The sequence below is a fragment of the Rathayibacter sp. VKM Ac-2926 genome (assembly GCF_022815565.1).
GTDB lineage: Bacteria > Actinomycetota > Actinomycetes > Actinomycetales > Microbacteriaceae > Rathayibacter > Rathayibacter festucae.
This window is the reverse complement of sequence record NZ_JALGRS010000002.1, coordinates 107,880-132,903: the sequence shown is the minus strand read 5'-3', so window position 1 is coordinate 132,903 and position 25,024 is coordinate 107,880. Positions and strand designations below refer to the sequence as shown.

Here is a 25,024-nt window from a genome sequence, read left to right as displayed (position 1 = left end):
GCGGTGTTCCTGCGGTAGCGCGGTGTGTCGTGTGTCGTCGTGCGGGCGGTGCCGGGAGGCGGAGCGCCGTCAGCGACTGCGGGGCGGAGGGTTGCGGGGGCCGGCCCGGCCGGGCGGCGGCGGGGGCGGGGTGGAGCCGCCGGGCCGCGGGGGCGGCGGTCCGCCGGGGCGGCCGGGCGCGCCCTGCGTCCGGGGCGGCGGGCCGCCGGGGCGCGGGGGCGAGGAGGGGCGGGGCGGAGTCGCGGTGGGGGTGCCGCTCTGGGCGCTCCGCGGCGGGACGGAGGAGCGGGCCTCGGCGGCCGCGGGCGGGGCGGCGGAGACGGGCTGCTGCGGCTCCCGGCGCTCGGGGCGCTTCGCCGCCCGCTCGCGGCGGAGCACGTCGACCGTCTTCCAGGCGGGCCCGCCGGAGTCGCGGAGCAGGTCCTCGAGGCGTCGCTCGTACTGACCCTCGTCGTCGCGGTCGACGCGGTGGTAGAGCACGGCCGTGGCGCGGACGGGCTCGTCGCCGCGGGGACGCTCGAGCTCCTGCTCCGAGACCACGATCGCCCAGAAGACGTCGAGCGGGAGGGCGGAGAACTCGACGCCGCCGTTGCCGAGCGGTCGCCCGGCGGAGGTGCCGCGGGTGCCGGTGCGGGAGGCGACGATCTCGCCGCCGGCGGGCGGGCCGACGCGGTAGCTCGGCGCCTTGAGCGGCCACCACGGCACGTGCGCGCGGAGCCGGCCGAGCTCGGGGTCGGGCAGCTCGCGCACGCCGGTCTCGCTGCGGAGGTAGCGGAAGCGCTCGTCGAGGCGGCCGTGGGTCAGCGCCGAGCGGACGCCCTCCGGCGTGATCTCGACGGGGATCGTTCCGCGCTGGAACGAGCCGTTCATCGCGATCTTCGCCTTCGCCCGGTTGAAGAGGTACAGGCCGAGCAGCGGCAGGAGCACGCCGAGCAGCAGGAGGACGAGCGCGACCAGTCCGATCGCCGCGGCGTTGACCGGGAAGGTCGACGGGAAGGACAGCGCGACGGTCTGCGGGGCGCTGCTGCCGCCCGCGGTGCGGACGTCGAGCGGGAGGGTCGCGGCGACCGAGGAGTCGGCGGCGACCGGGTTCTCGGCAGAGACCGTCACGGTGCGCGAGGCGCCCTGCGCGACGTCGAGGCAGGCGCCCGGCGCGAGGGCGGCGCCCGACTCGTCGGTGAAGCTCCACTGCCAGGCGTCGGCGCGGTCGGCGTTGTCGCTGGTGACGGTCGGCGCGGCGGAGAGGCAGACCTGGCCGTCGCCGCCGGCGGTCGGCCCCTGGATCGCGAGAGTGCCCTCCGCGCGGCCGTCGGCGCCGGTCAGCTCGCTGAGCACGAGCGGCGAGGCGACGCTCGGGAAGGCGGCGGGCAGCACGGTCGTGATCCGCTGCTGCGTGGTGACCGGGGCGAGCTCGATCGCGTGCTCCGCGGTGGTCAGCGGGTCGAGCGAGGCGGTGACGAGCAGCTCGGAGGCGGTGACGTCGGAGGGCAGCGGGATCGTGATGACGCCGGAGGCCGCGTCGATCGCGGCGCCCGGCAGGTCGGCGGTCGCGCCGTCGGCGGTGCTGGTCGCGGTGAAGTCCGCGTGCCCGAAGACGGAGAGGTCGACCGGCTGGCCGTCCGGGTCCTGGACGCGGGCGGTGAGGGTCGCGGAGAGCGTGCCGTCCTCGCCGCGCTGCACCTGGTTGGCGTCGTCGAAGACGATCCGCAGGTCGCTGAACGCGAAGACCTCGGTGGTGCCGGGCGAGGTCAGCGTCCACTGCCCCTGCAGCTCGGGCCGGTCGACGGTGATCTCGAGCCGCGAGACGCCGGACGACTGCGTGACGGTGACCTCGGGGGCGGTCGCGGAGGCGGAGAGGGTGCCGAGGCCGGAGGCGGCGGGCGCCTGCAGCGTCCAGCCGTCCTTCACCACGGCCTGGATGCGCGCGACGCCCGGGTCGATCCAGAAGGAGCCGTTCGCGTCGAGCGCCTCGGACGCGCCGCCGGCGATGCGCGCGCCGAGCTGGAGGAAGACGGAGGCGAGCGCATCGGGGTCCGACGCGTCGACGACGGCGCCGCGGACGGAGCCCTCGGGAGCGACGGCCGGCCCGCAGGTGGCGGTGCCGCCGCCGTAGGCGCCGCTGCCCTCGACCAGCGGCCACATCACGCGGGCCTCCTCGCGCTGCTCGCCGTCGGCCAGGAGCGTGCCGAGGACGACGACGCCGGCCTGGCGGAGCGCCGCGAGCAGGCCGTTGCCCTCGGGCTCGTCGCCGTCGGGGTCGATCCGGACGCCGCAGAGCGCGTTGGTCGCGTCGGCGGTGGCCTGCGCGGAGCCGAGATCGATCTCGCCGTCGGTCAGCCAGATCACGAGCTGGCAGGCGGAGCCGGCGCTCGGCTGGCTCTGCAGCGCGGTCTGCACGCCCTGCAGTCCGGCGAGCCAGTTGGTGCCGCCGCCGGGGGTCTTGTCGCGGATGACGCCGGCGAGGGCCTCGGGGCTGTCCTGCGCCCAGGGCCGCCAGTCGACGGCCGGCTCGAAGGCGCGGCTGAAGAAGGCGGCGCCCCAGTTGACCGTGAGCGAGTCGCGGAGGCCGCCGAGCTCCTGCAGGCTGCCCGCGAGGATGCCGGCCCGCTCGACGTCGGGGTCGGAGCCGCGGCCGTCGTCGCCGCCGGTGTTGAGGGAGCCGGAGCTGTCGACGAGGTAGTAGACGTTGAGGACGTCGGAGGAGGAGAGGCAGGTGCGCAGGTCCTCGATCGCGCCGCGGCCGATGTCGGTGAGCGAGGCGGTGCTGGCGGCGGTGCCCGTGGTCGCCGCGCTCGCCGGCTGCGCCGCCGCCCCGAGTCCGAGGACGAGCAGGAGCGCGGTGACCGCGATCGCGAGGGCGCGGCGGATCACGTGCCCAGCCACTCGGAGATCGGGACGCTGATGTTGAGGACGTGCCAGGCGCCGAGCACGAGCGCCGCGGCAGACAGCCAGTAGAGGGCGCGGGTGAAGCGCGCGTCGGGCACGAAGCGGCGGGCGTCGCGGAGGGAGTGCGCGCGCTGGGAGGAGAGGTCCCAGCCGGTCGCGAGGAAGACGAGCAGCGGCGTCAGGACGTAGCCGGCGACGCTCAGCCAGACGGCGCTGCCGCGCACCAGCGGGAGCGGCAGACCGAGCACGCGGACGGGCGCCGAGGCGACGGAGGCGGCCACGACGGCCAGCACGAGGCTCACCACGAGTCCCGCGGCACCCACTGCGAGAGGCAGGATGCTGGCGGTTCGTCGGGCCGCGGGGGCTCGGTCACGCACGGTCGACACCGCTCCACCCTCCGCTGTCGCAGCTGAACGCTCCCTGTTGGGGGCGGTCCTCCAGTATGCGGACCCCGCCACGAGCCGCCAAACCCCGCGATGGGGCTCCGGGTCTCGATACGCCGCTCCGCGGCTACTCGACCACCATGGCTTCCCCCACCACTCGACCAGCGCGCACAGCTCATGCTGATCGAGTAGCCCGCATCGCGGGCGTATCGAGATCCACCCCGCCCGAACCCCGGCCGCCCGCCCCCGCCCGGATGGTTGACTGGCCCCATGGAGATCGTTCTCGGAGTCGTCGGCCTGCTCGGCGGCCTCATCGTCGCAGCCGCCGCCGTGGTCGCCGTCGTCATCGGCCGGCGCCGCGCGAAGCCGGCCTCGCTGGTCGACATCGACGTGCGCCTGTCGCACGCGGGCGACGACTGGTGGCGGGTCACCGCGACGGTCCGCAACCTCGGCCGCACCGACCTCCCCCCGACGACCTTCGTCGCGGACCGCCCGATCTCCTTCACCCTCGCCGGCTCCTCCTCCGCCGAGTGGTACGGCGCCCCGCCGCAGACCCCCGAGTGGGCGATCGACCCGTCCGGCTCCCTGCTGCTCGCGCCGGTCCTCCTCTCCCGCGGCGTCCCCGTGAGCGCGACGGCCGTCGTCCGCGGTCGCCCGGAGGTCCGCATCGACGCGCCGCTGCGCTACATCCCGGTCCGCGAGAACGTGGTCGAGACGACGGGAGCGGCGCCCGCCTGGGGCGAGCCCGCCGCCGCCTCCGCCACCCCTTCTCCCGCGTCCTCCGCCCCGCCCGCTCCGCAGCGCGTCGTCGACGCCCCCCTCGAGCCGCGCCCGGAGCGCGAGAGCGTGCTCCGCGGCGGCTTCGGCATGTGGTCGGCGATGGCGGCGGGAGGGCTCGGCGCCGTCTTCATCGGCGTCGGGATCGCACTCTCGCTGGCCGGCCTGAACTCGACGCCCCTCGGCTCCGCCGGCGTCGTGCTGATCGGCGCCGGCCTGACCGGCCTCGTCGGCACCCTCGTCATCCGCCTGCTCCGCCGCTGGCTCGAGCCGCCGGCCCTCTGGCGCACCCCGCGGCAGCGCCTGCGCCGCCCCGGCACGATCATCGTGCTCGTCCTCGCCTACGCCGGCCTCGCGCTGTTCTGCCTCGAGTTCCTGGTCGAGGACGTCAGCGGCGACACCACCTGGGTCGCGGGAGTCGCCGTGCTGCTGCTCCTCGCCGCGCTGCTGGGCACGGGCCTCGTCGGCTTCCTCCGCCTGGTCGTGCTGCTCGGCGTGCGACGCGCCTCGCGGGGCGCGACCGCCTGACCGCCGCCGCGAGCCCGCTCACCGCCGCAGCGCCTCGATCGGCTCGATCCGCGCGGCGCGGATCGCCGGTGAGAGCCCCGCGAGCACCCCGACGAGCGTGCCGAGCAGCGGCGCACTCGCCGTGACCAGCGGATCGAGGATCGCGGTCCACTGCTGCAGGGCGGCGTTCGCGACGACGACCGCGATGCCGGCGGCCGTGCCGAGCAGACCGCCGAGGGTCCCGGTGATCCCGGTCTCGAGCAGGATCTGCAGGAAGACGTGGCGCGGCCGGGCGCCGATCGCGCGCCTCAGTCCGATCTCGGGGGTGCGCTCGAGCACCGCGACGAGCGTCGTGTTCGCGATGCCGACCGCCCCGATCAGGAGGATCACCGCGGCGAGGGCCAGGAAGAGGTCGGCGAGCGAGGCGGTCACGCTCTCCGCCAGCGCGAACCGGTCCGGCGGCGCGGAGGTCTTCATCGTCGCGGGAGCATCCGGCCGCAGCGCGAGCGGGAGCTGCTGCGCGACGACACCTGCGGCACCGACCTCCGTCTCGACGAGCAGCACGGCCGGCGCGCTCGTGTTCGGCGGCCCGTAGACCTGCCGGGCGACCGAGGCGGGCAGGTAGATCGTCGAGGCCGCGAGCGGGTCGCGCCCGGCCTCGCCGAGGATCCCGACCACCGTGTAGCCGACCCCGCCGAGGAAGACGCTCGCCTCGCCGGCCACCGGCGGCAGGCCCAGCTGCCGCGCCGCTCCCGCGCCGACCACGGCGACCGGGACTCCCCGCTCCTCCTCCCACGCCTGGATCGCGCGGCCCGAGCGGAACGACGCATCGGCGGGCGTGAACCAGCCCGGCGTAGCCGCGGCGACGGTCATCGGAACGGCGGAGCCGAGCCCGTCCGGACGGGAGGAGACGGGCGTGGACCCGCTCGGCAGCGTCCAGCTCACCCCGGAGGCGACGACTCCGGTCAGCCCGTCCGCCCGACTCTCGGCGTCGGGCGGAAAGCCGTCCACGGTGTCGGAGGCGTCGCTCCCGCCCGCGTCGGTGACGGTCACCTGCGTCGCCTGCAGCAGCGAGAACTCCTCGGAGATCTGACCAGACGCCGTCGCCGTGAGCCCGAGGACGACGACGAACGCGCCGACGCCGAGCAGCGGCCCGCGCAGGGTGAGCACCGTCCGGGTCGGGCGCTGGACCAGACCGGCCAGCGCCTCCCGCAGGAGGTCGGCCGCCCGCAGACCGCTGGTCGGGAGCGACGGCGCCATCAGCGCAGGCGTCCGTCGCGCATCCGCACCGTTCGGCCGGCGCGGGCGGCGGTCGCGGAGTCGTGGGTGACGACGACGACCGAGACCCCGTCGGCGTGCAGCTCGTCGAAGAGGTCGAGCACGCGCTCGGCGGAGCCGGAGTCGAGGTTGCCGGTCGGCTCGTCGCAGAGCAGCAGGCTCGGCCGGATCACGAGCGCGCGGGCGATCGCCACCCGCTGCCGCTCGCCACCGGACAGCGTCCGGGGCAGCGCATCGAGGCGGTGGCCCAGGCCGACGCGCTCCAGCGCCTCCCGAGCTCGCGCCGTGCGCTCCGCCGCGTGGACCCGGGCGTAGAGGAGACCGAGCGCCACGTTCTCGGTCGCGGTGCGATGGCTGAGCAGGTGGAAGTCCTGGAAGACGAAGCCGATGCGCAGCCCCCGCAGGGAGGTGCGCTGCACCTCGGTCAGCCGGGTCACCTCGATGCCGTCGAAGCGGTACTCGCCTCCGCTCGGGGTGTCGAGGAGCCCGAGGAGGTGCAGGAGGGTCGTCTTGCCCGAGCCGGACGGCCCGACGAGCGCCAGGTAGTCGCCGCGCGCGACGGTGAGGTCGATTCCGAGGAGCACGGTCGTCTCGGGCGGGCCGGGGAAGCTGCGGTGGACGCCGACGAGAGAGATGACGGGGGTTTCGGCCTCGGCCTCGGTTCCGGTCTCAGCCGACGACGACACGGGCGCCCTCCTCGAGCACGGCGCCCTCGGCCGGCGTGACCTCGACCTCGCCCTCGGCGATGAGCCCCGTCGAGACCGCGACGGTCACCCGCTGGCCCCCCTCCGACTGCAGCACGGTGACGAAGGTCGTTCCGTCGTCCGCCGACTGCACGGCGACGACCGGCACGACGAGGACGGGCGCCGGAGTCTCGCCGACGGTGACCGTCACGCGGACGTTCCGTCCGCGCCAGTCGGCGGGAAGAGCCGGCGACGGCGTGACCGTGAGGGGGAAGCCGGGCGCGGACTCCGTGCCCTCCGCCGCACCCTCGGCGGCGCCTCCCCCGCTGTAGGCGCCGAGCGCGGTGACGGTCCCCTCGGCCTCTCGGCGGTCGACGTCGTCCACGACGGCCACCTTCTGGCCGGCGGCGAGCTGCTGCTCGCGCCCGGCCGGAACGATCGCGGAGACGATCGGATCGCCGACGTCGAGGGTGATCAGCGCTCCGGTCGCGCCCGCCAGCGGCGCTCCGACCGGGAGGTCGAGGCTGCCCACGGTGACGGGGAAGGAGGGGACGAAGACGGTCTCCGCGAGCGGCATCTCGACCCCCGTGCGCGCTCGGAGCGCCGCGAGGGCGTCCTCGGCGTCGGCCTCGGCGCGGGTCGCGAACTCGACAGCGAGCCGCGCCTGGGCCTGCGCGACGTCGTCGACGGCCTGAGCGAACTCGAGCGCGGCGGTGGCGCGCTGCTGCTGGGCGGCGACGACGGCCTGCTGCGCGCCGCTCAGCTCGGCCGCCTCGCCCTCGTTCACGTCGGCGGTCGTCAGCGCGTCGAAGCCGCGATCGGAGTAGAGGGCGGCGACCGCGTCCTTCGTCGCGGCGCCGAAGTGCCCGTCGACGTCGTCGGCCGCGAGGTGCCCCAGCGCGACCAGCGCGTTCTGCAGCTGCTCGACGTCTGCTCCCTCCGCCCCGGGCTTCAGGTCGCGGTAGGCGGGGGTCGCCCCCGGCAGCGCGAGGACCGGGCGACCCGAGACCTGCGCGAGGACGTCCCCCGCCTGGACGGCGGCGCCGACCGCCTTGGGCAGCGCCGTGACGATCGCCGCTCCGCCCGCGGTGGCGACCGCCGGCAGCACCCTGATCGTGCTCGCCGCCGCGACGGTCCCGCGGACCGTGACCGTCCCGGTGAGGACGCGGCGCGCCACCGCCTCCGTGAGCGTCGTCGGCGGAGGTGCGGCCTGGTCGGCCGCCTGCTGCGCGGGCGAGCGGATCGTGAGTGAGAGCAGCAGCCCGGCGGTCGAGAGGACCGCCGCCGCGATCGCCGCCCAGAGCAACAGCCGCTGCCGCCGCTCCACCGGGGACCGTCGGGGAGCGCGCGAATCCGTCACGGTGCACTCCCCCTCTCGCTCATCGATCGTGCTGATTCCTCTCGACCACGACTCTCTCCTCGCCTTCTCCAGAGGCACACTGATTGATCGAAAGAAGGCGCAGAGATTCTCCGGGATAAGGCCACCTGGAGAATCGTCCGATAGAGCGCAGATACCGTCCGTCTCGACGATTCTGCGGACCCCTGCGAGATTACCGACGCCGATCACCGGACGGAACGGTCGGCGCGGATCGTCGCCTGCCGCCCGCCCCTCATGCCGCGTGTTCTCGGGGAACCGAGTGCCCGATTGAAGCAGCGGACCCGCGATAACGCGCCGCCTCTGGCCGTGGCCACCACGGCCGCCCTACCGTTTCCCGCATCACCCGCTCATGGAGAAAGAATTCCGACCTTCGGTCGGCTTCTCGCGCGTCGATCCGCATTTCATCGCCGCCTTCCACTGCGCATCTCCACTCGAACCCGAAGACGATGAGAACGGATCATTCATTATGAAGAAGCAGTCAATGACCAAGGCCATCGCCGCTGTCGGCATCGGAGCCGCCCTCGCGATCACCGCGTCCGTCCCCGCCCACGCGATCACCCGCCCCGACTGCGGCACCCGCACCGACTTCCTCAAGTTCCACACCGGGAACCACTGCTACGCGAACAGCGGCACCGCCGCGGATCGGCTGACCTCGCAGCAGACAGTGGGTGCGGGCAACAACGGCGGATTCTTCACCCTGTCCGGCGGTGGTGACGTCCCCTTCGAGCCGGGATGGGGCACCAGCTACGCGACGCCGCAGACGGTGATCGTCGAGCACATCGACTGACCGCCGGAGGAACGCGGTGAAGACTCGAACGCTGAGGGCGACGGTGGTCCTCCTGCTGTCTGCTCTCGCTGTCGCCGGTGTTCTCAGCGGGTGCGCGCCGGGAGTGCCGTCAGGGGACGAGAGCGGGGAGCCCGCCCGTCCCGAGCCACCGCTCGGTCCCATCAGCACCCCGACGGATCCGTCGCAGATCGTCCGGCCGATCGATCAGTACATCCCCGATACGCAGCTGGTCCTCCGGCTCGTGCGCGCCGAGCGCGCGAAGCAGATCGCCTGCCTGCGCGACGGCGACGACGAGCGGATGATCGAGTGGCCCCTCGACGAGGAGGCGGTCCTCGCCTTCCTCGGCGACGGCCAGGTCGAGGACATCCGGTCGAAGCTCTGGGGGTTCTTCGATCCGAAGAACGCGAGTCGCTTCGGCTATGCACGCGCGGGCGGGGACCTCGGCGCCCTGCCGAGTGGCATGCCGCCGGGGGTCGCACCCGACGAGTTCGCCGCGTGCTCGATGTCCGTGCACGGGTCCTTCCCCCTCGGCGACGGGGGCGGGGCGTTCTCGGCCCGGTACCCGTCCGCCCTCCCCGACGGCGGACCGCCGGTCCCCTCCGGAGACAGTCGGATCGAGGCGGTGGTCGGCGCCTGGAGCACCTGCATGAAGAAGCGAGGCTTCGACTACCCGGATCCCGTGAGCGCGGAGTTCGATCCGCGGTGGGGCGTCGGCGCCTCGGATGGCAGCGCCGAGCAGATCGCGACCGCCACAGCGGACATGGACTGCAAGGCCGAGACGAATCTCGTCGGGGTCGAGCTGGCCGTGCAGTCCGCGTACGACCAGGAGTACATCGAGTCCCATCGGGAGGCGCTCGAGAACATGGCGGAGGTCATCGCCGACTACATCGGCGACGTTCCGGACGACTCGAAGCGCTGAACGGGTGCGCCGGTCAGGCGCGCGGCGGTCAGGCGCGCGGCGGGGCCGTCGACTCGCGGACGACGAGGCTGGTGGCCAGCTCGATGCGGTGCGAGAGGGGCGGGATGCCGTCGTGCATCCGGACGAGGGTCTCGAGGCCGAGGCGGCCGAGGTCGTGCATGGGCGTGTGCACGGTCGAGAGGAGCACGGCGGTCGGCAGCGCGGCGAAGGTGTCGTCGTAGCCCATCACGCTCAGGTCCTCGGGGACGCGCAGGCCGGCCGCGATCGCGGCGCGGATCGTCTGCAGGCCGTCGATGTCGTTGGTGGCGACGACGGCGGTCGGCGGATCGTTCAGAGCCAAGAGCGCAGGGACGACGTGCTCGGCGGATCCCATCCCCCGCTCGGAGACGAGAGCCGGGTCCTCCGGGAGGCCCGCCGCGGCGAGCGCCTCTCGGTAGCCGCCGTAGCGGGCACGGAGGCCGGGGTTGCCGGCGTCACCGCCGACGAAGGCGATCCTCCGGTGCCCGAGCGAGACGAGGTGCTCGGTGGACTGCTGCCCACCCACCCAGTGGTTCGAGCCGACGCTGACCACGGACGGGTCGAGCGGGTTCGGCGCGTCGACAGCGACGAGCGGGAGCGAGGCCTCCGCGGCAGCGGCCACGATCTCGGCGTCGATGGCGGTGGTCACAGCGAGGATCCCGAGGTGCCCCTTCGCCGCGACCGAGCGGACGAACGCTGCGTCGAAGCGCAACGTCTCGTCGGCGGAGCCGCTCGGCGCGAGGACGCCGGTCGTGACGTCGACGCGCTCGCTCTGCGCACCGCCGACGACGCCCTCGAGGACGCGCAGCGAGTAGACGCTGAGCAGGGTGTCGAAGACGACGGTGACGCCGCCGCCGACCCGGGGCGCCCGGGTGCTCGGGCTGTAGCCGAGCTCGCGGAGGGACTGCTCGACCCGCGCGCGCGTCGCAGCGGACGCGCCGGGCCGCCCGTTGAGCACCTTCGACGCAGTCGCCTTCGAGACGCCGGCGTGCGCCGCGACGACGTCCAGCGTGACGCGCGTGTCCGGCGTGCGGGCCACAGGCCCTCCTCTCAACGGTGCCCCGACCCTACCGAAACCGTTTCCTCCCCGCCCCCCTGACCTGGCGCGCGCCCCGTCGCGCGTCGCGAGATGCCACTTGTGCACGCGACACGCCGTAGGAAGCGTGCACAAGTGGCATCTCGCGGAGGGGAGGGAGGACTCGGGGCGTCATATCGATTCGACCGGTGGAGGCCCCGCTGGTTGGATACCGAGTATGAGTAGGCATGTCGTCGTCGTCGGGGCCGGTCTCTTCGGGGCCGCCACCGCGCTGCACCTCGCACGCGGGGGCGCCCGGGTCACGCTGGTCGAGTCGGGGGACGCAGCGCGCGGCACCACGGCGGCCGGCGCGGGCTTCGTCGGCCTGTGGGCCGCGGGCTACGCCTGGTACTGGAACGAGTCGGAGCGCGACCTCGAGCAGTACGGCCTCGACTTCTACCGCGCCCTCGCCGTCGATCCCGACCGCGGCGGCGTCGACATCCTCCTCCGCGAGACCGGCAGCGCCTGGCTCGCCTTCACCGAGGAGGGCGTCCGCGACCACCTCGGCCCGCTCATCCAGCACCCGCTGCGACCGCAGGGCGCGCGCGAGCTCTCGCCGCAGCAGGCCGCCGAGCTCGTCCCCGGCCTCGACGCGAACGCGGTCACCGGCGGCTTCCTCCAGCCCGACGGCATCCAGATCAGCGCCCCCGACGCCGGGCTCGCCCTGGTCGCCGCGGCCCGCGCGGCCGGAGTGGAGATCGTCGAGCACGCGCCCGTCACCGAGGTCCTCGCGACCGACGGCCGCGCGAGCGGCGTCCGCACCGCCGACGGCCGCACCTTCTCCGGCGACAGCGTCGTGCTCGCCGCGGGCTCCTGGACGAACGAGCTGCTCGCCCCGCTCGGCCGCCGCCTCCCGCTGGCCCGCGTCGTCGCGAGCCGCCTCACCACCGCGCCCTTCGGCCTCCCGCACCTGCCGACGCTGATGCTGCCCGAGCTCGGCGGCCTCTGGGTCCGCGAGCACCTCGGCGGCCTCACCTACGGCAACAACGTCGGCTACCAGCCGCTCGGCGAGTCCGCCGCCGACCGCCGCCCGCAGCGCACCGACCTGATCGAGGCGATGGACGCGCACCTCGCTCCGCTGATCGCCCGCCTGATCCCCGCCTCCGCCGACGCGCTGCGCGAGACCGAGTGGACGCAGGGCGTCGTCTCCTACACCGCCGACCGCCGCTTCCTGGCCGGCCCCGTCCCCGAGCTGCCCGGGCTGTTCGTCGCCGCGGGCGACAACGAGTCCGGAGTGACCCACGGGCCCGGTCTCGGCCGTCTCGTCGCCGAACTGGTCCTCCACGGCACCACGACACTCGGCGACGCCGAGCGCTACGCCCCGGCTCGCTTCGCCGCTCAGCAGTTCCCCGACGAGGCCGCCGTGCGCGCGGCGATGCCGGCCCGGCGCCTGGTCGACGCGGTGACCGCCCGATGACCGACCGGGACGTCGTCGTCGTCGGCGCGGGCCTCGTCGGCGCCGCCGCCGCGCGCTCCCTCGCCGAGCGCGGCGACCGCGTCCTGCTGTTCGAGCGCTTCGAGCGCGGCCACGACCGCGGCTCCTCGCACGGCGAGACCCGCATCTTCCGCCGCGGCTACGCGGAGGACGACTACCGGGCGTTGACCGGACGGGCGGCCGCCGAGTGGGCGCGGCTCGAGCGGGAGTCGGGCCGGAGCCTCTTCACCGCGACCGGAGCGATCGACCACGGCGACGCCTCCGCGCTGCTCGCGATCGAGGAGGCCTTCGCCCGCGACGGCATCCCCTGCGAGCGCCTCGACGCGGCCGAGGCCTCCGCACGCTGGCCCGGCCTGCGCTTCGAGACCGACGTGCTGCTGCATCCGGAGGGCGGCCGGCTCGACGCGGCTGCCGCGATCGAGGCGCTGCTCGGCTCCGCGGAGTCGCACGGGGCCGTCGTCCGGGCGAGCACCGGCGTCCGGGCGATCGAGGAGCGCGAGGGCGGCGTCCGCGTCGTCACCGACGAGGGTCCGCTGCTCGCGGACGCGGTCGTCGTCGCCGGCGGCTCCTGGACGCCGGGACTCGTCGGCGGGCTGGTCGCCGCGGCCGGCCGCTCCCTCCCTCCGCTGCGGATCACGCAGGAGCAGCCCGCGCACTTCGCGACGGACCTGCCGCTCGACGCCTGGCCGAGCTTCGTGCACCACCGCGGCGACGAGCCGACGATCTACGGCCTGGCGACCCCGGGCATCGGCGTGAAGGTCGGCGAGCACGGCACCGGGCGCGTCGTCGATCCGGACCACCGCGACTTCCGCGCGGAACCGGAGCGGCTCGCCCGGCTCGTCGAGTACGTCGCCGACTGGCTGCCGGGCGTCGACGCGGCGAGCGCCGATCCGATCTCCTGCCTCTACGACATCACGCCGACCGAGGACTTCGTGCTCGACCGCGTTGGCCGCGTCACCCTCGCGACCGGCTTCTCCGGCCACGGCTTCAAGTTCGGGCCCGTGCTCGGCGAGCTGCTGGCCGACCTGGTCGACGGCGCCGGCGCACTCGACCGCTTCCGGCTCGCGACCCTCTAGATCTCCACCACTCCCCCGCACCACGGACGAAAGCAGCAGCATGCAGACACTCCGCGCCCTCGGCGCCCTCGCCGCCCTCGGCACCGCCGTCGCCCTCGCCGGCTGCACGGCCCCCGGCAGCTCGAGCGACTCCGCCTCGGGCGAGCGCCTCGTCATCGGCACGACCGACTCGATCGTCTCGCTCGACCCGGCCGGCGCCTGGGACCGCGGCAGCTTCACGCCGCAGAACCAGATCTACCAGCACCTCCTGAGCTACGCGGACGGCTCGACCACGCCCGTCCCCGAGGCCGCCGAGGAGTGCGGCTTCGACGATGCGACGACCTACCGCTGCTCGATCGCGCCCGGCCTGACCTTCTCGAACGGCGACGAGCTGACCGCGTCGGACGTCGTCTTCTCGTTCCAGCGCGTCGTCGACATCGCCGCGGACAACGGCCCGTCGCCGCTGCTCGCGAACATGGAGTCGGTCGCGCAGGACGGCGACGACGTCGTCTTCACCCTCGCGGTGCCGAACGACCAGACCTGGCCGTACGTGCTCTCGAGCATGGCCGGACCGATCGTGGACGAGGAGGTCTTCCCTGCCGACGCGCTGCTCGACGACGCCGACGTGATCGGCTCCGGGCCGTACTCCGTGCAGAACTACGAGGCCGGCGGACTGCTGCAGCTCGCCGCGAACGAGTCGACCTCGAGCCCCGCGCCGAAGACCGCCGACGTCGTGCTGCGGCCGTACACCTCGTCGACGAACCTGCGTCTCGACGTGGAGAACGGCGCCGTGGACGTGGCCTACCGCTCGCTCACCGCGACCGACGTGGAGGACCTGCGCGGCAACGCGGACCTCCAGGTCGTCGACGGCCCCGGCGGCTCGGTGCGCTTCCTCACCTTCAACGTCAACACCCAGCCCGGCGGCACGCCCGAGCAGAAGCTCGCGATCCGCCAGGCCGTCGCCTCGCTGGTCGACCGCGACGAGCTGTCGGAGCAGGTCTACCGCGGCACCTACACGCCCGCCTACTCCGTGGTGCTCGACGGGCAGACCGGCGCGACGCAGGCCTTCGCCGACGCGTACGGCACGACCCCCGACGCGGACGCCGCCGCCGCGATCCTCAGCGCCGCCGGCGTCTCGACCCCGGTGACCCTGCCGCTGCAGTACACCTCCGACCACTACGGCCCCGACTCCGACCAGGAGTACGCGCTGATCAAGTCGCAGCTGGAGTCGTCGGGCCTGTTCACCGTCGACCTGCAGTCGACCGAGTGGACCAGCTACGTGAAGCAGCTCTCGCCGGACGCCGGCTACCCGGCCTACCAGCTCGGCTTCTTCCCGGACTACCCGGACCCGGACAACTTCCTCCGCTCGGCCTACTCGACCACCGGCGCCTCGGTCGCGAACGGCTACTCGAACCCGGCCGTCGACGCGCTGATCGACACCGAGGCGACCGCGACCGACCCCGCCGCGCGCGCCACCGCGATCGAGCAGATCCAGGCCCAGACCGCCGCGGACGCGCCGATCGTCCCGCTGCTCCAGGGCCGCGAGACCGTCGTCGCCGCCTCGGGCGTCACCGGCATCGAGGACACCCTCGACGCGACCTACCTCTTCCGCTTCGGAGCCCTCGCGAAGTAGCGGGGAAGCCGCTTCGCGTCTCAGTGGTGAGCGAAAGGACGCGGCTGCGCCGCGACATGCTGGTCGAGTAGCCCTGCAGGGGCGTATCGAGACCCGCCGTCATCAGCAGGGAGGGTCTGCAGACTCGTCCTGCTGACGCTCGTGGATCTCGATACGCCCGCTCCGCGGGCTACTCGATCAGCATGAATGCCACTGCGGACGACGGCTCCGGCCTCCCCCTGCTGGCGCAGCAGCCGCGCAGCGGCCCTTCCATGCTGGTCGAGTAGCCGCGCAGCGGCGCATCGAGACCCCGCGCCGTCAGCGGTCGACGAGCTCGGCCTCGGACCAGCCGTCGGGGGCGTCCTGGCCGTCGGGCGGTGCGGGCCGCCTCCGGCGATGCTGCGCCGCCGCGACCGCGAGCACCACGAGCAGCCCGAGCGCCGCGGTCATCACCGGCCCTGCCGCCTGGGACAGCGCCGCCCGCCAGACGATCTCGATCGGGGCGGTCAGCGAGTCGCCCTGCCACTGGTTCGGCAGCACGAGGATGATCGCCGGGATCGCGAGCAGCGCGGCCCAGAGGACCAGGTCGAGGACGACCGCCCCGATCCACCAGGCGCGACCCGGCGTCATGCGCGCGACCGCCGGACGGCCTGCACGACGACGGCGGCGGCGAGGGAGGTGAAGCCCACGGTCAGCAGCGGTGTGGCGCTGAACTGCAGCAGCAGCCGGACGTACTGCTCGTACTCCAGCCGCTCGTAGACGGTGCTCGTCGTGTAGATGGCGAGCGTCGACCACCACAGCGCGGCCAACCCGAGCGGGATGAGCACGACGCCGGCGATCGCGAGCGTCAGCGGGACCCGGCGGCCCAGAGGACGCACGGCCTTCGGCGCCTCGGGCTGCGGCGTCTCCGCGACGTCCTGATCCTCGGCGGCCTCGACAGCGGCGGGCTCCGGTGCGGAGGAGAGGGCGGCGAGCGGCGACTCCGGCTCGGCCGCCTCCACTCGCGGGCTCGGATCCACGTGCGGCACTCGCACGCCCGCACGCCGCGGACGCCGGTACGCGTCCTCCTCGCGGCGGCGCACCTCCGGCGCCGGCCCCTGGTACCCGCGCTGATAGGCGGCGTGGAACCGCGGATCCGTTCTGCTGCTGTCGACCATGACCGCCCCCGCCTCGTGCACTCGGAGTCCCATCCTGTCGCACGGCCGCCTGTGGAGGGGACCGCATCGTCAGGAGGGTCCGCGACCGCCTCCCGCGGGCAGCAGCTCGACGAGCACACCCTCGCCGAGCTCGACGTCCTCCTCCGCGTCACCGTCGACATCCTCGGCGGTGGCACCCCGACCGGCGCGCAGGAGCCCGATCGCGAGGGCCGTCGCTGTCATGGCGAAGGCCGCTGTGCCGAGTGCCGGCGCACCGGGCCAGAGCAGAGTGGACACGATCGCGGCCAGCGGAACCTGGTCGCCCTCGGTGTAGCTCCAGTTGTCGGGCTGCACGGCCGAGACCCAGCAGGCCCCGAGCGCCAGCACCCAGAGCAGGGCGGTGTAGCCCAGGAGCAGGGGCCACCAGCCACCGCGGCCGCTCATGAGCGTGCCGCCCGCAGCGCGATCGCCGCGCCGATCGAGAGCAGCCCGATGGTGATGGCAGGGCCGGCCAGGTAGTTGGTGATCGCGCCGACGAACTGATCGAACTCGTTCGGCTGGACTCCGATGCTCCCGTAGATCGACGACGTGGCGGACCAGATCAGACCCACTCCGGAGACCAGGAAGAGCACGCCCAGCACGGCGAGCGCGAGCGGGATCCGGCGATCCAGCGCGGACGGCCTTCGCGGCGATGCCGGACCGGACTCCGTCGCGACGTCGTCGATCGGCACCTGCTCGCCGTCCCCCACGACCGCAGCGGAGGCACTCGGCAGCGGCGGGGCGGCCGACGGAAGGACGGGCTCTGGACGCAGCGCGGAACTCGGTCGCCGCACTCGAAGCGGTCGAGCGTCCTCCACGGTCGTCGAGCGGCGCCGGCCCTCGGTCGCGTCGCCTCCGCGCGGCCGGCGGAACCGCTCCTCCGCCGGCGCCACGGAGGCGCTCGGCGCCCCCCGCCCCTGATACCCCCGCTGATAGGCGGGATGGAACCGCGGATCCGTCCGGGTGCTGTCGCTCATGAAGTCCCCGACTCCGTGCGCGAGTCCCCATCCTGTCGCAGAAGCGCGGCGACCGGCCAGGCCGTCAGCGCGCGGAGGCGACGCTCGCGCGGCTCGGCAGGCTCACGCAGCCGGCGCCGACGAGCAGCAGGGCGATCATCACCGCGGTCAGCGCGCCCCAGCCGCCCGCCTCGACGACGAAGCCGAGCAGCCACCCGCCGACGCCCGAGCCCACGTAGAAGGCGATCGTGTAGACGGCGCCGGCGTGGCCGCGGAGGGCGGGGGCCGCCCGCGCGCCGGTCCAGGCCGCGCCGGTCGCGTGCACGGCGAAGAAGCCGGCCGAGAAGAGGACGAGCCCGATGACGACGACCACGATCAGCTCGGAGAGCATCACGAGCAGCCCGACGATCATCGCGGCGACGCCGATCCGCATCACGACTCGCGGGCCCAGGCGCGGCGCCCAGACACCGGCGAGCCGGGAGGTCGCGGTCCCGGCGAGATAGGTGAGGAACAGCAGCGAGACGAGCGCCGGCGGCAGCGCGAACGGCGCGGCCTCGAGCCGGAACGCCAGGTAGTTGTACACCGCGACGAACACGCCCACGACGAAGAACGTCTGCGCGGCGACCGCGAGCAGGACCGGGTCGCGGAGCACCTGCGCGATCTTCCCGCGCCAGCCGCCCTCGCCCCGCGGCGCCTGTGCGACACCGCCCCGGGGAGCGAGCAGGACGAACGCGACGGCCGCGAGGGCACAGACGATCGTGACGGCGAGCAGCGCGCCCCGCCAGCCGACCGCGCTCGCGAGCGGACCGGCGAGGAGCCGTCCGGCGGCCCCGCCCAGCGTCGTCCCGGAGACGTAGGCCGCGGCGGCGGCGGTCGCGCCCGCCCCGCCGACCCGGTCGTGGATCGCCGCCACGGCGAGCGCCGGCACCGCGCCGAGCGCCGCGCCGCTGAGGAACCGCAGCACGAGCAGCACCTCGAAGGACGGTGCGACGCAGGCGAGCAGGGCGAGCACGACGGAGGAGAGCACCGCGATCCGCATGGACTCCAGCCGTCCGATCCGCTCGGCGATCGACGCCCAGGGCAGCACCATCAGCGCGAGCCCGACGGTCGCCGCCGAGACGGTCAGCGCGGCGTCCGACGCGGAGATCCCCCATTCGCGGGAGAACTGCGGGAGCACGCCCTGCACGGCGTAGAGCTCGGCGAAGGTCGCGAGCCCGGCGGCGAGGAGGGCGATCGTCAGCCGGCGCTGGGAGACGGGAGGAGCGTCGACGGCGGGGCGGACGCTGGTGCTCATCCTCCGAGGCTAGAACCGCGGCGAACGCATGACCAATGCCTGTCGCGCGCTGACCTATACGCTGAAGGCATGGATGAGCCCGCGATCCTCCGGCTGCTGCCGACGCTCGTCGCCGTCGCGCAGACCGGGAGCGTCACCGCCGCGGCGGCCGAGCTCGGCGTGCCGCAGCCCACCGCGAGCCGCTCGCTCGCGCGCCTGTCGGAGCTGGTCGGCGCTCCGCTGATCCGCCGCGAGGGCCGCGGTGTCGTGCTGACGGAGGCCGGGCGGAGGCTCGCGGACGTCGCGCAGGACGGCCTGGCGCTGATCCGCGCAGGCCTGACCGAGGTGCAGCAGGCCCGCGACCTCGAGGACGGCCACATCGCGATCGCCTTCCAGACCCTGCTCGGCGAGACCTTCGTGCCCGACGTGATCCGGCGCTTCCGCCGCCGCTGGCCCCGCGTCGGCTTCGGCCTCCGCCACGGCTCGCGCGCGCTGTGCCTGCGGGCGGTCGCCGACGGCGAGTCGGAGCTGGCGATCGTCGCCGACCCGCCGGAGCTGCCGGGCACCACCACGACCACGCTCTACACGGAGCCGCTGCTCGCCGTCGTCGACGACCGGCACCCGCTCGCCTCCCGCCGCTCCGTGACGGTCGAGGAGCTGCGCGGCCTCGACCTGATCATGCTCTCGCCCGGCTACGGCCTGCACGAGTCGGCCCGGCGACTGCTGTCCTTCGAGGGCCGCGACCCCGAGCCGGCCTTCGAGGTCGGCGACTACCGGGCTGCGCGCGGGCTGGCCGCCGCGGGGCTCGGTCTGACGATCCTGCCGCCGAGCCCCTCCTCGATCGAGGACGGCGTGCGCGAGATCCCGATCGACGATCCGCGAGCGGTGCGCGAGATCGGCGTGCTCGTCCGCGACACCGGGAATCCGGTGGTGCCGGAGTTCGTCGAGGCCCTGCGCGCGGCGGCCGGCGCGCGCGCCCGGGTGCGCTGACGCGGAAGGACTCTTCTGTCAAGCACAGGCACACGGGGCTCCTGTGCAGGATGCTCGGAGAGGATCCACTTCCCCCCTCACCGCGCACCATCAGCAGCCAGGACGGTCCCGGTCATGATCCTTCTCCGCACCCACTCCAACCGCTGGATCGCCCGCGCCCGCCGCACCGGCGTCGTCCACGGCCTGATCACCTTCGCCGACGACCTGCCGCAGCCCGTCTTCCGCACCCTCCGCCTGGATGCCGCGACCGGCGAGCGCGTCCTGCTGCGCGACACCGACACCCTCGAGGTCGCCTTCGCCGTGCTGATCGCGGCGGTCGAGCGCGTACGCCTGGCGGAGGTCGCGGCACCGGCGGAGGACGACGCGGACTCTGAGAGTCGGGCCCCTCTCGCGCCGGTCGCGGTCCTCGCCGAGCCGGACTCCTTCGAGCCGGACGAGCCCACCGACCCGCTGGAGGACGCCGTCGCGGCGTGACGCGCGACGCGTTGAGGACCACCCAGCAAACAGTCAGATATAACCTTCCGAACAGAATCGTTCAAACGGTTATATCCTGCCTTCATGACCCGAGTCGACGCTGCGATACCGCTCCAGGAGCTGCTCTCGGACGCAGGAGCAGCAGCGCGCATCCTCAGCCCGCGCGACGTGCAGATCACCCCTCCCTCCGGAGCGCGGATCGATGTGCGCCTCGTCTTCCTGTCCCGTCCTCCCACCGCGCGCGAAATGCGCCAGCAGGTGGGGGCGGCGGCTGCAGGAACGACGATCGGATTCGTGACCCCCCGGATCAACAGCATCAGCCGACGTGTCGCGCTCGCCGATCCTCGAGTGGCGCTCTTCGGCACCACCGATGGAGTCGTCATCCTTCGCGGAGAAGAACTCACCCCGGCAGCGGACGATCGGCAGCCGAACAGCGGGCACCGGCGCGTGTCCTCCGCGCTCTTCGCGCTCCAGCGAGTCCTGACGAGGACGCCCGAACCTCGGTTCCAGGCAGACCTGGCGCGCGAGTGCGGCGTCTCGCAGGTGACCGTCTCGAATCTGCTCGCAGCCGACTCGGGCCTGGCGGAGAAGACCACCCGTGGATGGATCGCGCGCGACCCCCGCTCACTCCTCGACCGGTTCCTCACGGACTATCCGGGCGCAGGCGGCCTCTCGCAGCTCTGGTACTCGAGCCGGCCGGTGATCGAACAGGCTGAACGCGCTTGGAAGTCGGGCCCGAGGGCACTGCTCTCGGGCGACAGCGCCGCCGACGCGATCGCCCCCTGGAGGATCCCGACGTCCGCCGTCCTCTACGCGGAGAGCAGCCTCCCGCTGGAGTCGTCGGGCTTCGCGGAGACGGATTCCCCTGAGGCCACGCTGCGGGTCGTCGTTCCGGCGGACCGGACTCTCTGGGCGACGGCGACCGCGTGGTATCCGACCGGGAGGACGGTCGACCCGCTCATCGCCGCCTGGGATCTGAGGCGGACCGGCGGTTCCGACGTGGACGAGGCCGTTGATCGCCTCCTCGACAAGGAGCTGGCGTGGTTCAGATGAGGTCCGTCGTCCTTCCCTCGACGTCCGGAGCCGATGACGCCGCGCTCCACGCCCTGAGGGACGCGTCTCTCGCGATCGCCGACATGGAAGACGCCTGCATCGTCGGCGGGCAGATGGTGGCACTTCTCTCCGGTGCGTACCCGAGTCCGGGATCGATCGTGCGCCGGACCGCCGACGCGGATGCCGCGGTGTCCCCGCTCATCGCCGCCCAGGGGACGCTGCACGACGTGCTGATCAGGCTCGGATACACGCCGGCGGCAGGCAACCACTACACCTCGGGTGCACGGGTGATCGATGTCCTGGTGCCGTCCCTGACGGGAAGGTTCGAGAGCACCGAGCACGGCGGCCGGGGATTCGACAGTGCGCCCGGTCTGGATCTGGCACTGCACGGAACGCTCGAACTCAGCGTGACGGCGGTCCTGCTCGACGAGACGCACCTCGCGTTCTCGACTCGGGTCCCCGGCGTCGAGCGAGCGCTGATCATCAAAGCACTCGCCTACGAGTCGCGCCGGGCCCAGAAGGATCTCGTCGACCTCTACAACCTGATGGAGATCAGAGATGCGCACCGTGCGGAGGACATCGGCGGGTGGCGGATCGGCGAGGATGCGCAGTCCGGGGCTCGGCGCGATGCGGCACTGGCACTCCGGCGCATCGCCGGATCACCCGGGCTCAAATTGATGCTCCGCGGTTCGCCCATTCCGAGAGGGCGCTTCGGCACCCTTGTCCGCGACCACATCGCGGAGGTCTGAGGGAGGAGGGCCCGACGCTCGGAAGCGTCGGGCCCTCCGCACTCAGAGCGTCAGCGTGTGCGCGCCCGAGGCGAGCTCGCGGTCCTCGGTGCCGGCCGTGCGGACGACGGCGGTCGCGCCCTCCGGGACGGTGACGGCCAGCTCGATCGCGTCGCCGCGGCGGTCCCAGCGGACCGAGGCCAGGCCGTGCGGGGTCTCCAGCGTGGACTCCGCCCAGTCGAGGTCGGCGCCGGGCTGCGGTGCGACCAGCAGGCGGGAGTAGCCGGGCTCCAGCGGCGCGAGGCCGCCGACGACGCGGTGCAGCCAGTCGGCGACGGCGCCGAGCGCGTAGTGGTTGAAGCTCGTCATCTCGCCGGGGTTGATGGTGCCGTCGGGCAGCATCGAGTCCCAGCGCTCCCAGACCGTGGTCGCGCCCATCGTCACCGGGTACAGCCAGGACGGGCACTCGCGCTGCAGCAGCAGGCGGTACGCGGCGTCGATGTGCCCGGTCGAGGAGAGCGCGTCGGTGATGAAGGGCGTGCCCGCGAAGCCGGTCGAGATCGTGTAGCCGCTCTCGGCGACCAGCTCGGCGAGGCGGTCGCCGGCCCAGCCGAGCTCGTCGTCGTCGAGCAGGCCGAAGACGATCGCGAGGGAGTAGACGGTGGTGCAGTCGCTGAAGACGCGCTGGTCCGCGACGTACTTCGCGCGGAAGGCCTCGCGCAGCTGCGCCGCCATCTCGGTGAACTCCTGCGCGTCCTCGGTGCGGCCGAGCACGGCGGCGCTCTCGGCGACGATGCGGGCCGTGCGGTAGGCGCAGGCCGTGGCGACGACGCCGGTGTCGGCCTTCGCGTCGGCGGGCTTGTCGGGCGCCGCGTCGGGGTCGAGCCAGTCGCCGAACTGGAAGCCGGTGTCCCAGACCCCCGAGTCGGAGAGCTTCGAGCGCACCCGGCGGGCGTGCGAGGCCATCGACGCGAACGACTCCTCGAGCACGACCGGGTCGCCGTAGGCCTCCCAGACCGCCCACGGCACCCAGGCCGCGGCGTCGCTCCAGAGCGCGGTGGAGTCCATGGGAGGGAAGCTGGTCTCGGCCGCGCGGCGCTTCAGCACGTCCGGCACGACGAACGGGACGGCGCCGTCGTGGTGCGCCTGCTCGAGGGCGAGGTCGCGCAGCCAGTCGCGGAGGAAGTCCTCGGCGTCGGCGAGGTAGACGGCGGTCGAGGCGAAGGCGGCGATGTCGCCGGTCCAGCCGAGGCGCTCGTCGCGCTGCGGGCAGTCGGTCGGCACGTCGAGGAAGTTGCCGACCATGCCGCGGTAGACGTTGTCGTGCAGCTGGTTGACGAGGTCGTCGGAGCTGCGGAAGGTGCCGATCCGGCGCAGGTCGCTGGAGACGACGACCGCGGTGAGGGCGCCGTCGGCGATCGACTCCTCGGGCCAGCCCTCGACCTCGGCGTAGCGGAAGCCGTGGAAGGTGAGGGTCGGCTCGAAGACGTCCGCGCCGCCCGAGAGGGTGAAGTGGTCGGTGGCCTTCGCCTCGCGCAGCGGGCGGACGCCCAGCTCGTCGTCCTCGAGGACCTCGGCGTGGCGCAGCGTGACGACGCTCCCCTCCGGGCCGGTGACCTCGACGCGCAGCCAGCCGACGAGGTTCTCGCCGAAGTCGACGAGGGTGCGGCCGGACGGGCTCGTCCAGATCTTCTGCGGCGCGACCTCGCGCAGGCGGCGCACCGGCGGCGCGATGTAGGGCTCGAGCGTCGAGAGGTCGACGTCGAGCTCGCGGGTCGCGGTCCAGGCGGAGTCGTCGAAGCCGGCGCTCCTCCAGCCCTGCGGCTCGAGGCGGGCGTCGATGTCCTGGCCGTCGTAGATGCTGTCGGCGGTCGTCGATCCGGTCGCGGCGCGCCAGGAGTCGTCGGTCGCGACGACCTGCTCGGCGCCGTCCGCGAAGGTGATCCGCAGCTCGGCGAAGCCGGCGATCTCGGTGCCGTAGGGCTCGGCACCCTCGCCCCAGGTCAGCCGGCCGCGGTACCAGCCATCGCCCAGCGCGAGGGCGAGCACCACGGAGTCGCCGGAGATCAGGCTCGTGACGTCGTGCTCGGAGTAGCGCAGGCGCCACTCGTAGCTCGTCCAGCCGGGAGTGAAGAGCTCGTCCGAGACGGGCTCGCCGTCGATCCAGGCCTCGACGACGCCCAGCGCCGAGAGGCGGAGGGTCGCGGAGACGACGTCGCCGTGCCCGGTCTCGAGGGCGGTCTCGCGGCGGAGCAGCGGGGCGGCGTCCAGGGCGGCGGCGGGCGCCGTGAAGCGGGCGGTCCAGTCGGTCATCATCGTCCTTCTGTCAGGAGTGGTCGGGGTGGTCGGAGTGGTCGGGGTGTCAGGGGTGGTCGTGGGAGGTCGGCCGGTGGCGCGGGGCGCCCGGCGCGGAGGAGGAGCGGATGCGCAGCACGGGGGTGAGCTGGAAGTGCACCGGCTCGGTCCGGCCCTCGAGGCGCTCGAGCAGGAGGCGCACGGCGCGGTCGCCGAGCTCCTCGCCCGACTGGTCGACGGTCGTCAGCGAGATCCCGGGGTGGCCGGCGACCTCGATGTCGTCGTAGCCGACGATCGCGACGTCGGCCGCGGTGAGCCCGAGCTCGTCGCGCGCCCAGAGCGCGTCGAGCGCGAGCGCGTCATTGCCCGCGAAGACGGCGGTCGGCCGGTCGGGCGAGCGGAGGAGCTCGAGCGAGCGCTCGTAGGCGTCGAGGCGCTCCGTGCCGAGGTGGACGACCTGCAGCTCGTCCGCGAGACTCGCCGACACCATCCGCTCGCGGTACCGGACGAGGCGCACCGAGTGCGGCGCTGCGGCCACCCGGCTGGTGATGTCGTCGCTGATGGTGAGGTGCGCGATGCGGCGGTGCCCGAGCTCCAGCAGATGATCGAGGACGAGGTCGGTCCCCGCGACGTCGTCGTTGGTGACGGTGTCGTAGCCGGTGGAGTCGTCGTGCCGGCCGAGCATCACGATCGGCGTGCGGGCGGCCAGCCGCTCGAGCCAGGCGGGCTCGACCATCGGCGAGACGGCGATCATCCCGTCGACCTGGCGGTCGAAGAGCGCCTCGATCGCGCGGAAGCCCTCGCCGGAGTCGCTCTGCGCGGGAGCGACGATCAGCTGATAGCGGCTGCCCTCGAGCGCGGCGGAGGCGCCGGTGACGATGCGGTTGAAGAAGGAGTTGCCGAGCGAGGGGACCTCGACGCCGATGGTGAAGCTGGCCCCGCGCATGGCCCGCGCCGCGACACTCGGCCGGTAGTCGAGCTCCTCGATCGCAGCGGTGACCCGCTCCCGCATCGAGGCGCTGACGCCGTAGGCGTTGCGGATGACCTTCGAGACCGCGGCCCGGGAGACGCCGGCGTGCAGGGCGACGTCCTGGATGGTCGCGGGGCCGGTGTGGCCGGTCTCGGTCGAGCTCATCATCGCCTCCTCGCGCTGTCGGTGCTGCCGTGCTGCTGTGCTGCCGTGCTCTGACGGCGCCCCGATCGGGGCCTCCGCGAACGCCACTGTAACGGTTCATTCTCGATCGTGTAGATCGATCCACGAATTTGCCCGATTTCGTTGACACGTTT

Annotated in this window: 23 protein-coding genes; 10 read left to right on the top strand and 13 right to left on the bottom strand. The window is 73.7% G+C overall.

The window, feature by feature from the left end; all coding sequences use genetic code 11:
- Positions 1-69: 69 nt before the first annotated feature.
- Both MT351_RS03135 and MT351_RS03130 read right to left on the bottom strand, forming a co-directional pair.
- Positions 70-2,871 carry a hypothetical protein gene (locus MT351_RS03135; RefSeq protein ID WP_243581224.1) on the bottom strand — a complete coding sequence of 934 codons (2,802 nt, stop codon included), beginning with the start codon at positions 2,869-2,871 and terminating at the stop codon, positions 70-72.
- On the bottom strand, positions 2,868-3,209 hold the full coding sequence (locus MT351_RS03130; RefSeq protein ID WP_123446718.1) for a hypothetical protein: 342 nt from the start codon (positions 3,207-3,209) through the stop codon (positions 2,868-2,870). The genes MT351_RS03135 and MT351_RS03130 overlap by 4 nt, the downstream gene beginning before the upstream one ends.
- A gap of 330 nt (positions 3,210-3,539) precedes the next feature.
- On the opposite strand from MT351_RS03130, the gene MT351_RS03125 reads away from it, so the two are divergent.
- Positions 3,540-4,574, top strand: coding sequence for a hypothetical protein (locus MT351_RS03125; RefSeq protein ID WP_243581223.1), 1,035 nt, complete (start codon positions 3,540-3,542; stop codon positions 4,572-4,574).
- A gap of 18 nt (positions 4,575-4,592) precedes the next feature.
- Here MT351_RS03125 and MT351_RS03120 read toward each other — a convergent pair whose 3' ends face one another.
- The 3 genes from MT351_RS03120 to MT351_RS03110 are packed head-to-tail and all read right to left on the bottom strand — an operon-like array spanning position 4,593 to position 7,874.
- Positions 4,593-5,813 (bottom strand): ABC transporter permease, encoded by a 1,221-nt coding sequence (locus MT351_RS03120; protein WP_243581222.1) that lies wholly within the window; start codon positions 5,811-5,813, stop codon positions 4,593-4,595.
- Positions 5,813-6,517: an ABC transporter ATP-binding protein gene (locus MT351_RS03115; RefSeq protein ID WP_243581221.1), complete on the bottom strand. Its 705-nt coding sequence runs from the start codon at positions 6,515-6,517 to the stop codon at positions 5,813-5,815. Before MT351_RS03115 ends, MT351_RS03120 begins: the two co-directional genes overlap by 1 nt.
- Positions 6,501-7,874, bottom strand: coding sequence for a peptidoglycan-binding protein (locus MT351_RS03110; protein WP_243581220.1), 1,374 nt, complete (start codon positions 7,872-7,874; stop codon positions 6,501-6,503). The genes MT351_RS03115 and MT351_RS03110 overlap by 17 nt, the downstream gene beginning before the upstream one ends.
- A 484-nt stretch (positions 7,875-8,358) precedes the next feature.
- Between MT351_RS03110 and MT351_RS03105 the strand changes: the two genes are divergently transcribed.
- Both MT351_RS03105 and MT351_RS03100 read left to right on the top strand, forming a co-directional pair.
- On the top strand, positions 8,359-8,679 hold the full coding sequence (locus MT351_RS03105) for a hypothetical protein (RefSeq protein WP_243581219.1): 321 nt from the start codon (positions 8,359-8,361) through the stop codon (positions 8,677-8,679).
- 16 nt (positions 8,680-8,695) lie between these two features.
- Positions 8,696-9,598 (top strand): hypothetical protein, encoded by a 903-nt coding sequence (locus tag MT351_RS03100; RefSeq protein WP_243581218.1) that lies wholly within the window; start codon positions 8,696-8,698, stop codon positions 9,596-9,598.
- Positions 9,599-9,626: 28 nt separating this feature from the next.
- On the opposite strand, the gene MT351_RS03095 is transcribed toward MT351_RS03100, so the two are convergent.
- The gene (locus MT351_RS03095; RefSeq protein WP_243581217.1) at positions 9,627-10,655 is read right to left on the bottom strand and encodes a LacI family DNA-binding transcriptional regulator; all 1,029 of its coding nucleotides are present in this window, start codon (positions 10,653-10,655) and stop codon (positions 9,627-9,629) included.
- 214 nt (positions 10,656-10,869) lie between these two features.
- Here MT351_RS03095 and MT351_RS03090 point away from each other — a divergent pair, with 214 nt between their 5' ends.
- Genes MT351_RS03090 through MT351_RS03080 form a run of 3 tightly spaced genes read left to right on the top strand, consistent with a single transcriptional unit; the run spans position 10,870 to position 14,814 of the window.
- Positions 10,870-12,108, top strand: coding sequence for an FAD-binding oxidoreductase (locus MT351_RS03090; protein ID WP_243581216.1), 1,239 nt, complete (start codon positions 10,870-10,872; stop codon positions 12,106-12,108).
- Entirely contained in the window at positions 12,105-13,202 is a 1,098-nt protein-coding gene (locus tag MT351_RS03085) for an FAD-dependent oxidoreductase (RefSeq protein ID WP_243581215.1), read from the top strand. Before MT351_RS03090 ends, MT351_RS03085 begins: the two co-directional genes overlap by 4 nt.
- A 40-nt stretch (positions 13,203-13,242) precedes the next feature.
- Positions 13,243-14,814, top strand: a complete 1,572-nt coding sequence (locus tag MT351_RS03080) for an ABC transporter substrate-binding protein (RefSeq protein WP_243581214.1) — start codon at positions 13,243-13,245, stop codon at positions 14,812-14,814.
- Between the two features lie 297 nt (positions 14,815-15,111).
- Here the strand turns inward: MT351_RS03080 and MT351_RS03075 are convergent, their stop codons facing one another.
- The 5 genes from MT351_RS03075 to MT351_RS03055 all read right to left on the bottom strand — a co-directional run bounded on the left by MT351_RS03075 (position 15,112) and on the right by MT351_RS03055 (position 18,218).
- The gene (locus tag MT351_RS03075) at positions 15,112-15,423 is read right to left on the bottom strand and encodes a hypothetical protein (RefSeq protein ID WP_243581213.1); all 312 of its coding nucleotides are present in this window, start codon (positions 15,421-15,423) and stop codon (positions 15,112-15,114) included.
- Positions 15,420-15,950 (bottom strand): hypothetical protein, encoded by a 531-nt coding sequence (locus MT351_RS03070; protein ID WP_185020191.1) that lies wholly within the window; start codon positions 15,948-15,950, stop codon positions 15,420-15,422. Before MT351_RS03070 ends, MT351_RS03075 begins: the two co-directional genes overlap by 4 nt.
- 69 nt (positions 15,951-16,019) lie before the next feature.
- The gene (locus MT351_RS03065; protein WP_243581212.1) at positions 16,020-16,373 is read right to left on the bottom strand and encodes a hypothetical protein; all 354 of its coding nucleotides are present in this window, start codon (positions 16,371-16,373) and stop codon (positions 16,020-16,022) included.
- Complete coding sequence (locus tag MT351_RS03060) at positions 16,370-16,678, bottom strand: hypothetical protein (protein WP_243581211.1); 309 nt, start codon at positions 16,676-16,678, stop codon at positions 16,370-16,372. Before MT351_RS03060 ends, MT351_RS03065 begins: the two co-directional genes overlap by 4 nt.
- Before the next feature lie 331 nt (positions 16,679-17,009).
- A complete protein-coding gene (locus MT351_RS03055; RefSeq protein WP_243581210.1) occupies positions 17,010-18,218 on the bottom strand; it encodes an MFS transporter in 1,209 nt (402 codons plus the stop codon).
- Positions 18,219-18,287: 69 nt separating this feature from the next.
- On the opposite strand from MT351_RS03055, the gene MT351_RS03050 reads away from it, so the two are divergent.
- The 4 genes from MT351_RS03050 (at position 18,288) to MT351_RS03035 (ending at position 21,463) form a co-directional block, all read left to right on the top strand.
- Positions 18,288-19,187 carry a LysR family transcriptional regulator gene (locus MT351_RS03050; RefSeq protein WP_243581209.1) on the top strand — a complete coding sequence of 300 codons (900 nt, stop codon included), beginning with the start codon at positions 18,288-18,290 and terminating at the stop codon, positions 19,185-19,187.
- A gap of 114 nt (positions 19,188-19,301) precedes the next feature.
- On the top strand, positions 19,302-19,661 hold the full coding sequence (locus MT351_RS03045; protein WP_243581208.1) for a hypothetical protein: 360 nt from the start codon (positions 19,302-19,304) through the stop codon (positions 19,659-19,661).
- A gap of 84 nt (positions 19,662-19,745) precedes the next feature.
- Positions 19,746-20,714, top strand: coding sequence for a hypothetical protein (locus MT351_RS03040; RefSeq protein WP_243581207.1), 969 nt, complete (start codon positions 19,746-19,748; stop codon positions 20,712-20,714).
- Entirely contained in the window at positions 20,702-21,463 is a 762-nt protein-coding gene (locus MT351_RS03035; protein WP_243581206.1) for a hypothetical protein, read from the top strand. The genes MT351_RS03040 and MT351_RS03035 overlap by 13 nt, the downstream gene beginning before the upstream one ends.
- A gap of 42 nt (positions 21,464-21,505) precedes the next feature.
- Here MT351_RS03035 and MT351_RS03030 read toward each other — a convergent pair whose 3' ends face one another.
- Positions 21,506-23,755 carry an alpha-L-rhamnosidase gene (locus MT351_RS03030; RefSeq protein WP_243581205.1) on the bottom strand — a complete coding sequence of 750 codons (2,250 nt, stop codon included), beginning with the start codon at positions 23,753-23,755 and terminating at the stop codon, positions 21,506-21,508.
- Between the two features lie 49 nt (positions 23,756-23,804).
- Positions 23,805-24,872: a LacI family DNA-binding transcriptional regulator gene (locus MT351_RS03025; RefSeq protein WP_243581204.1), complete on the bottom strand. Its 1,068-nt coding sequence runs from the start codon at positions 24,870-24,872 to the stop codon at positions 23,805-23,807.
- Between the last annotated feature and the right edge of the window lie 152 nt (positions 24,873-25,024).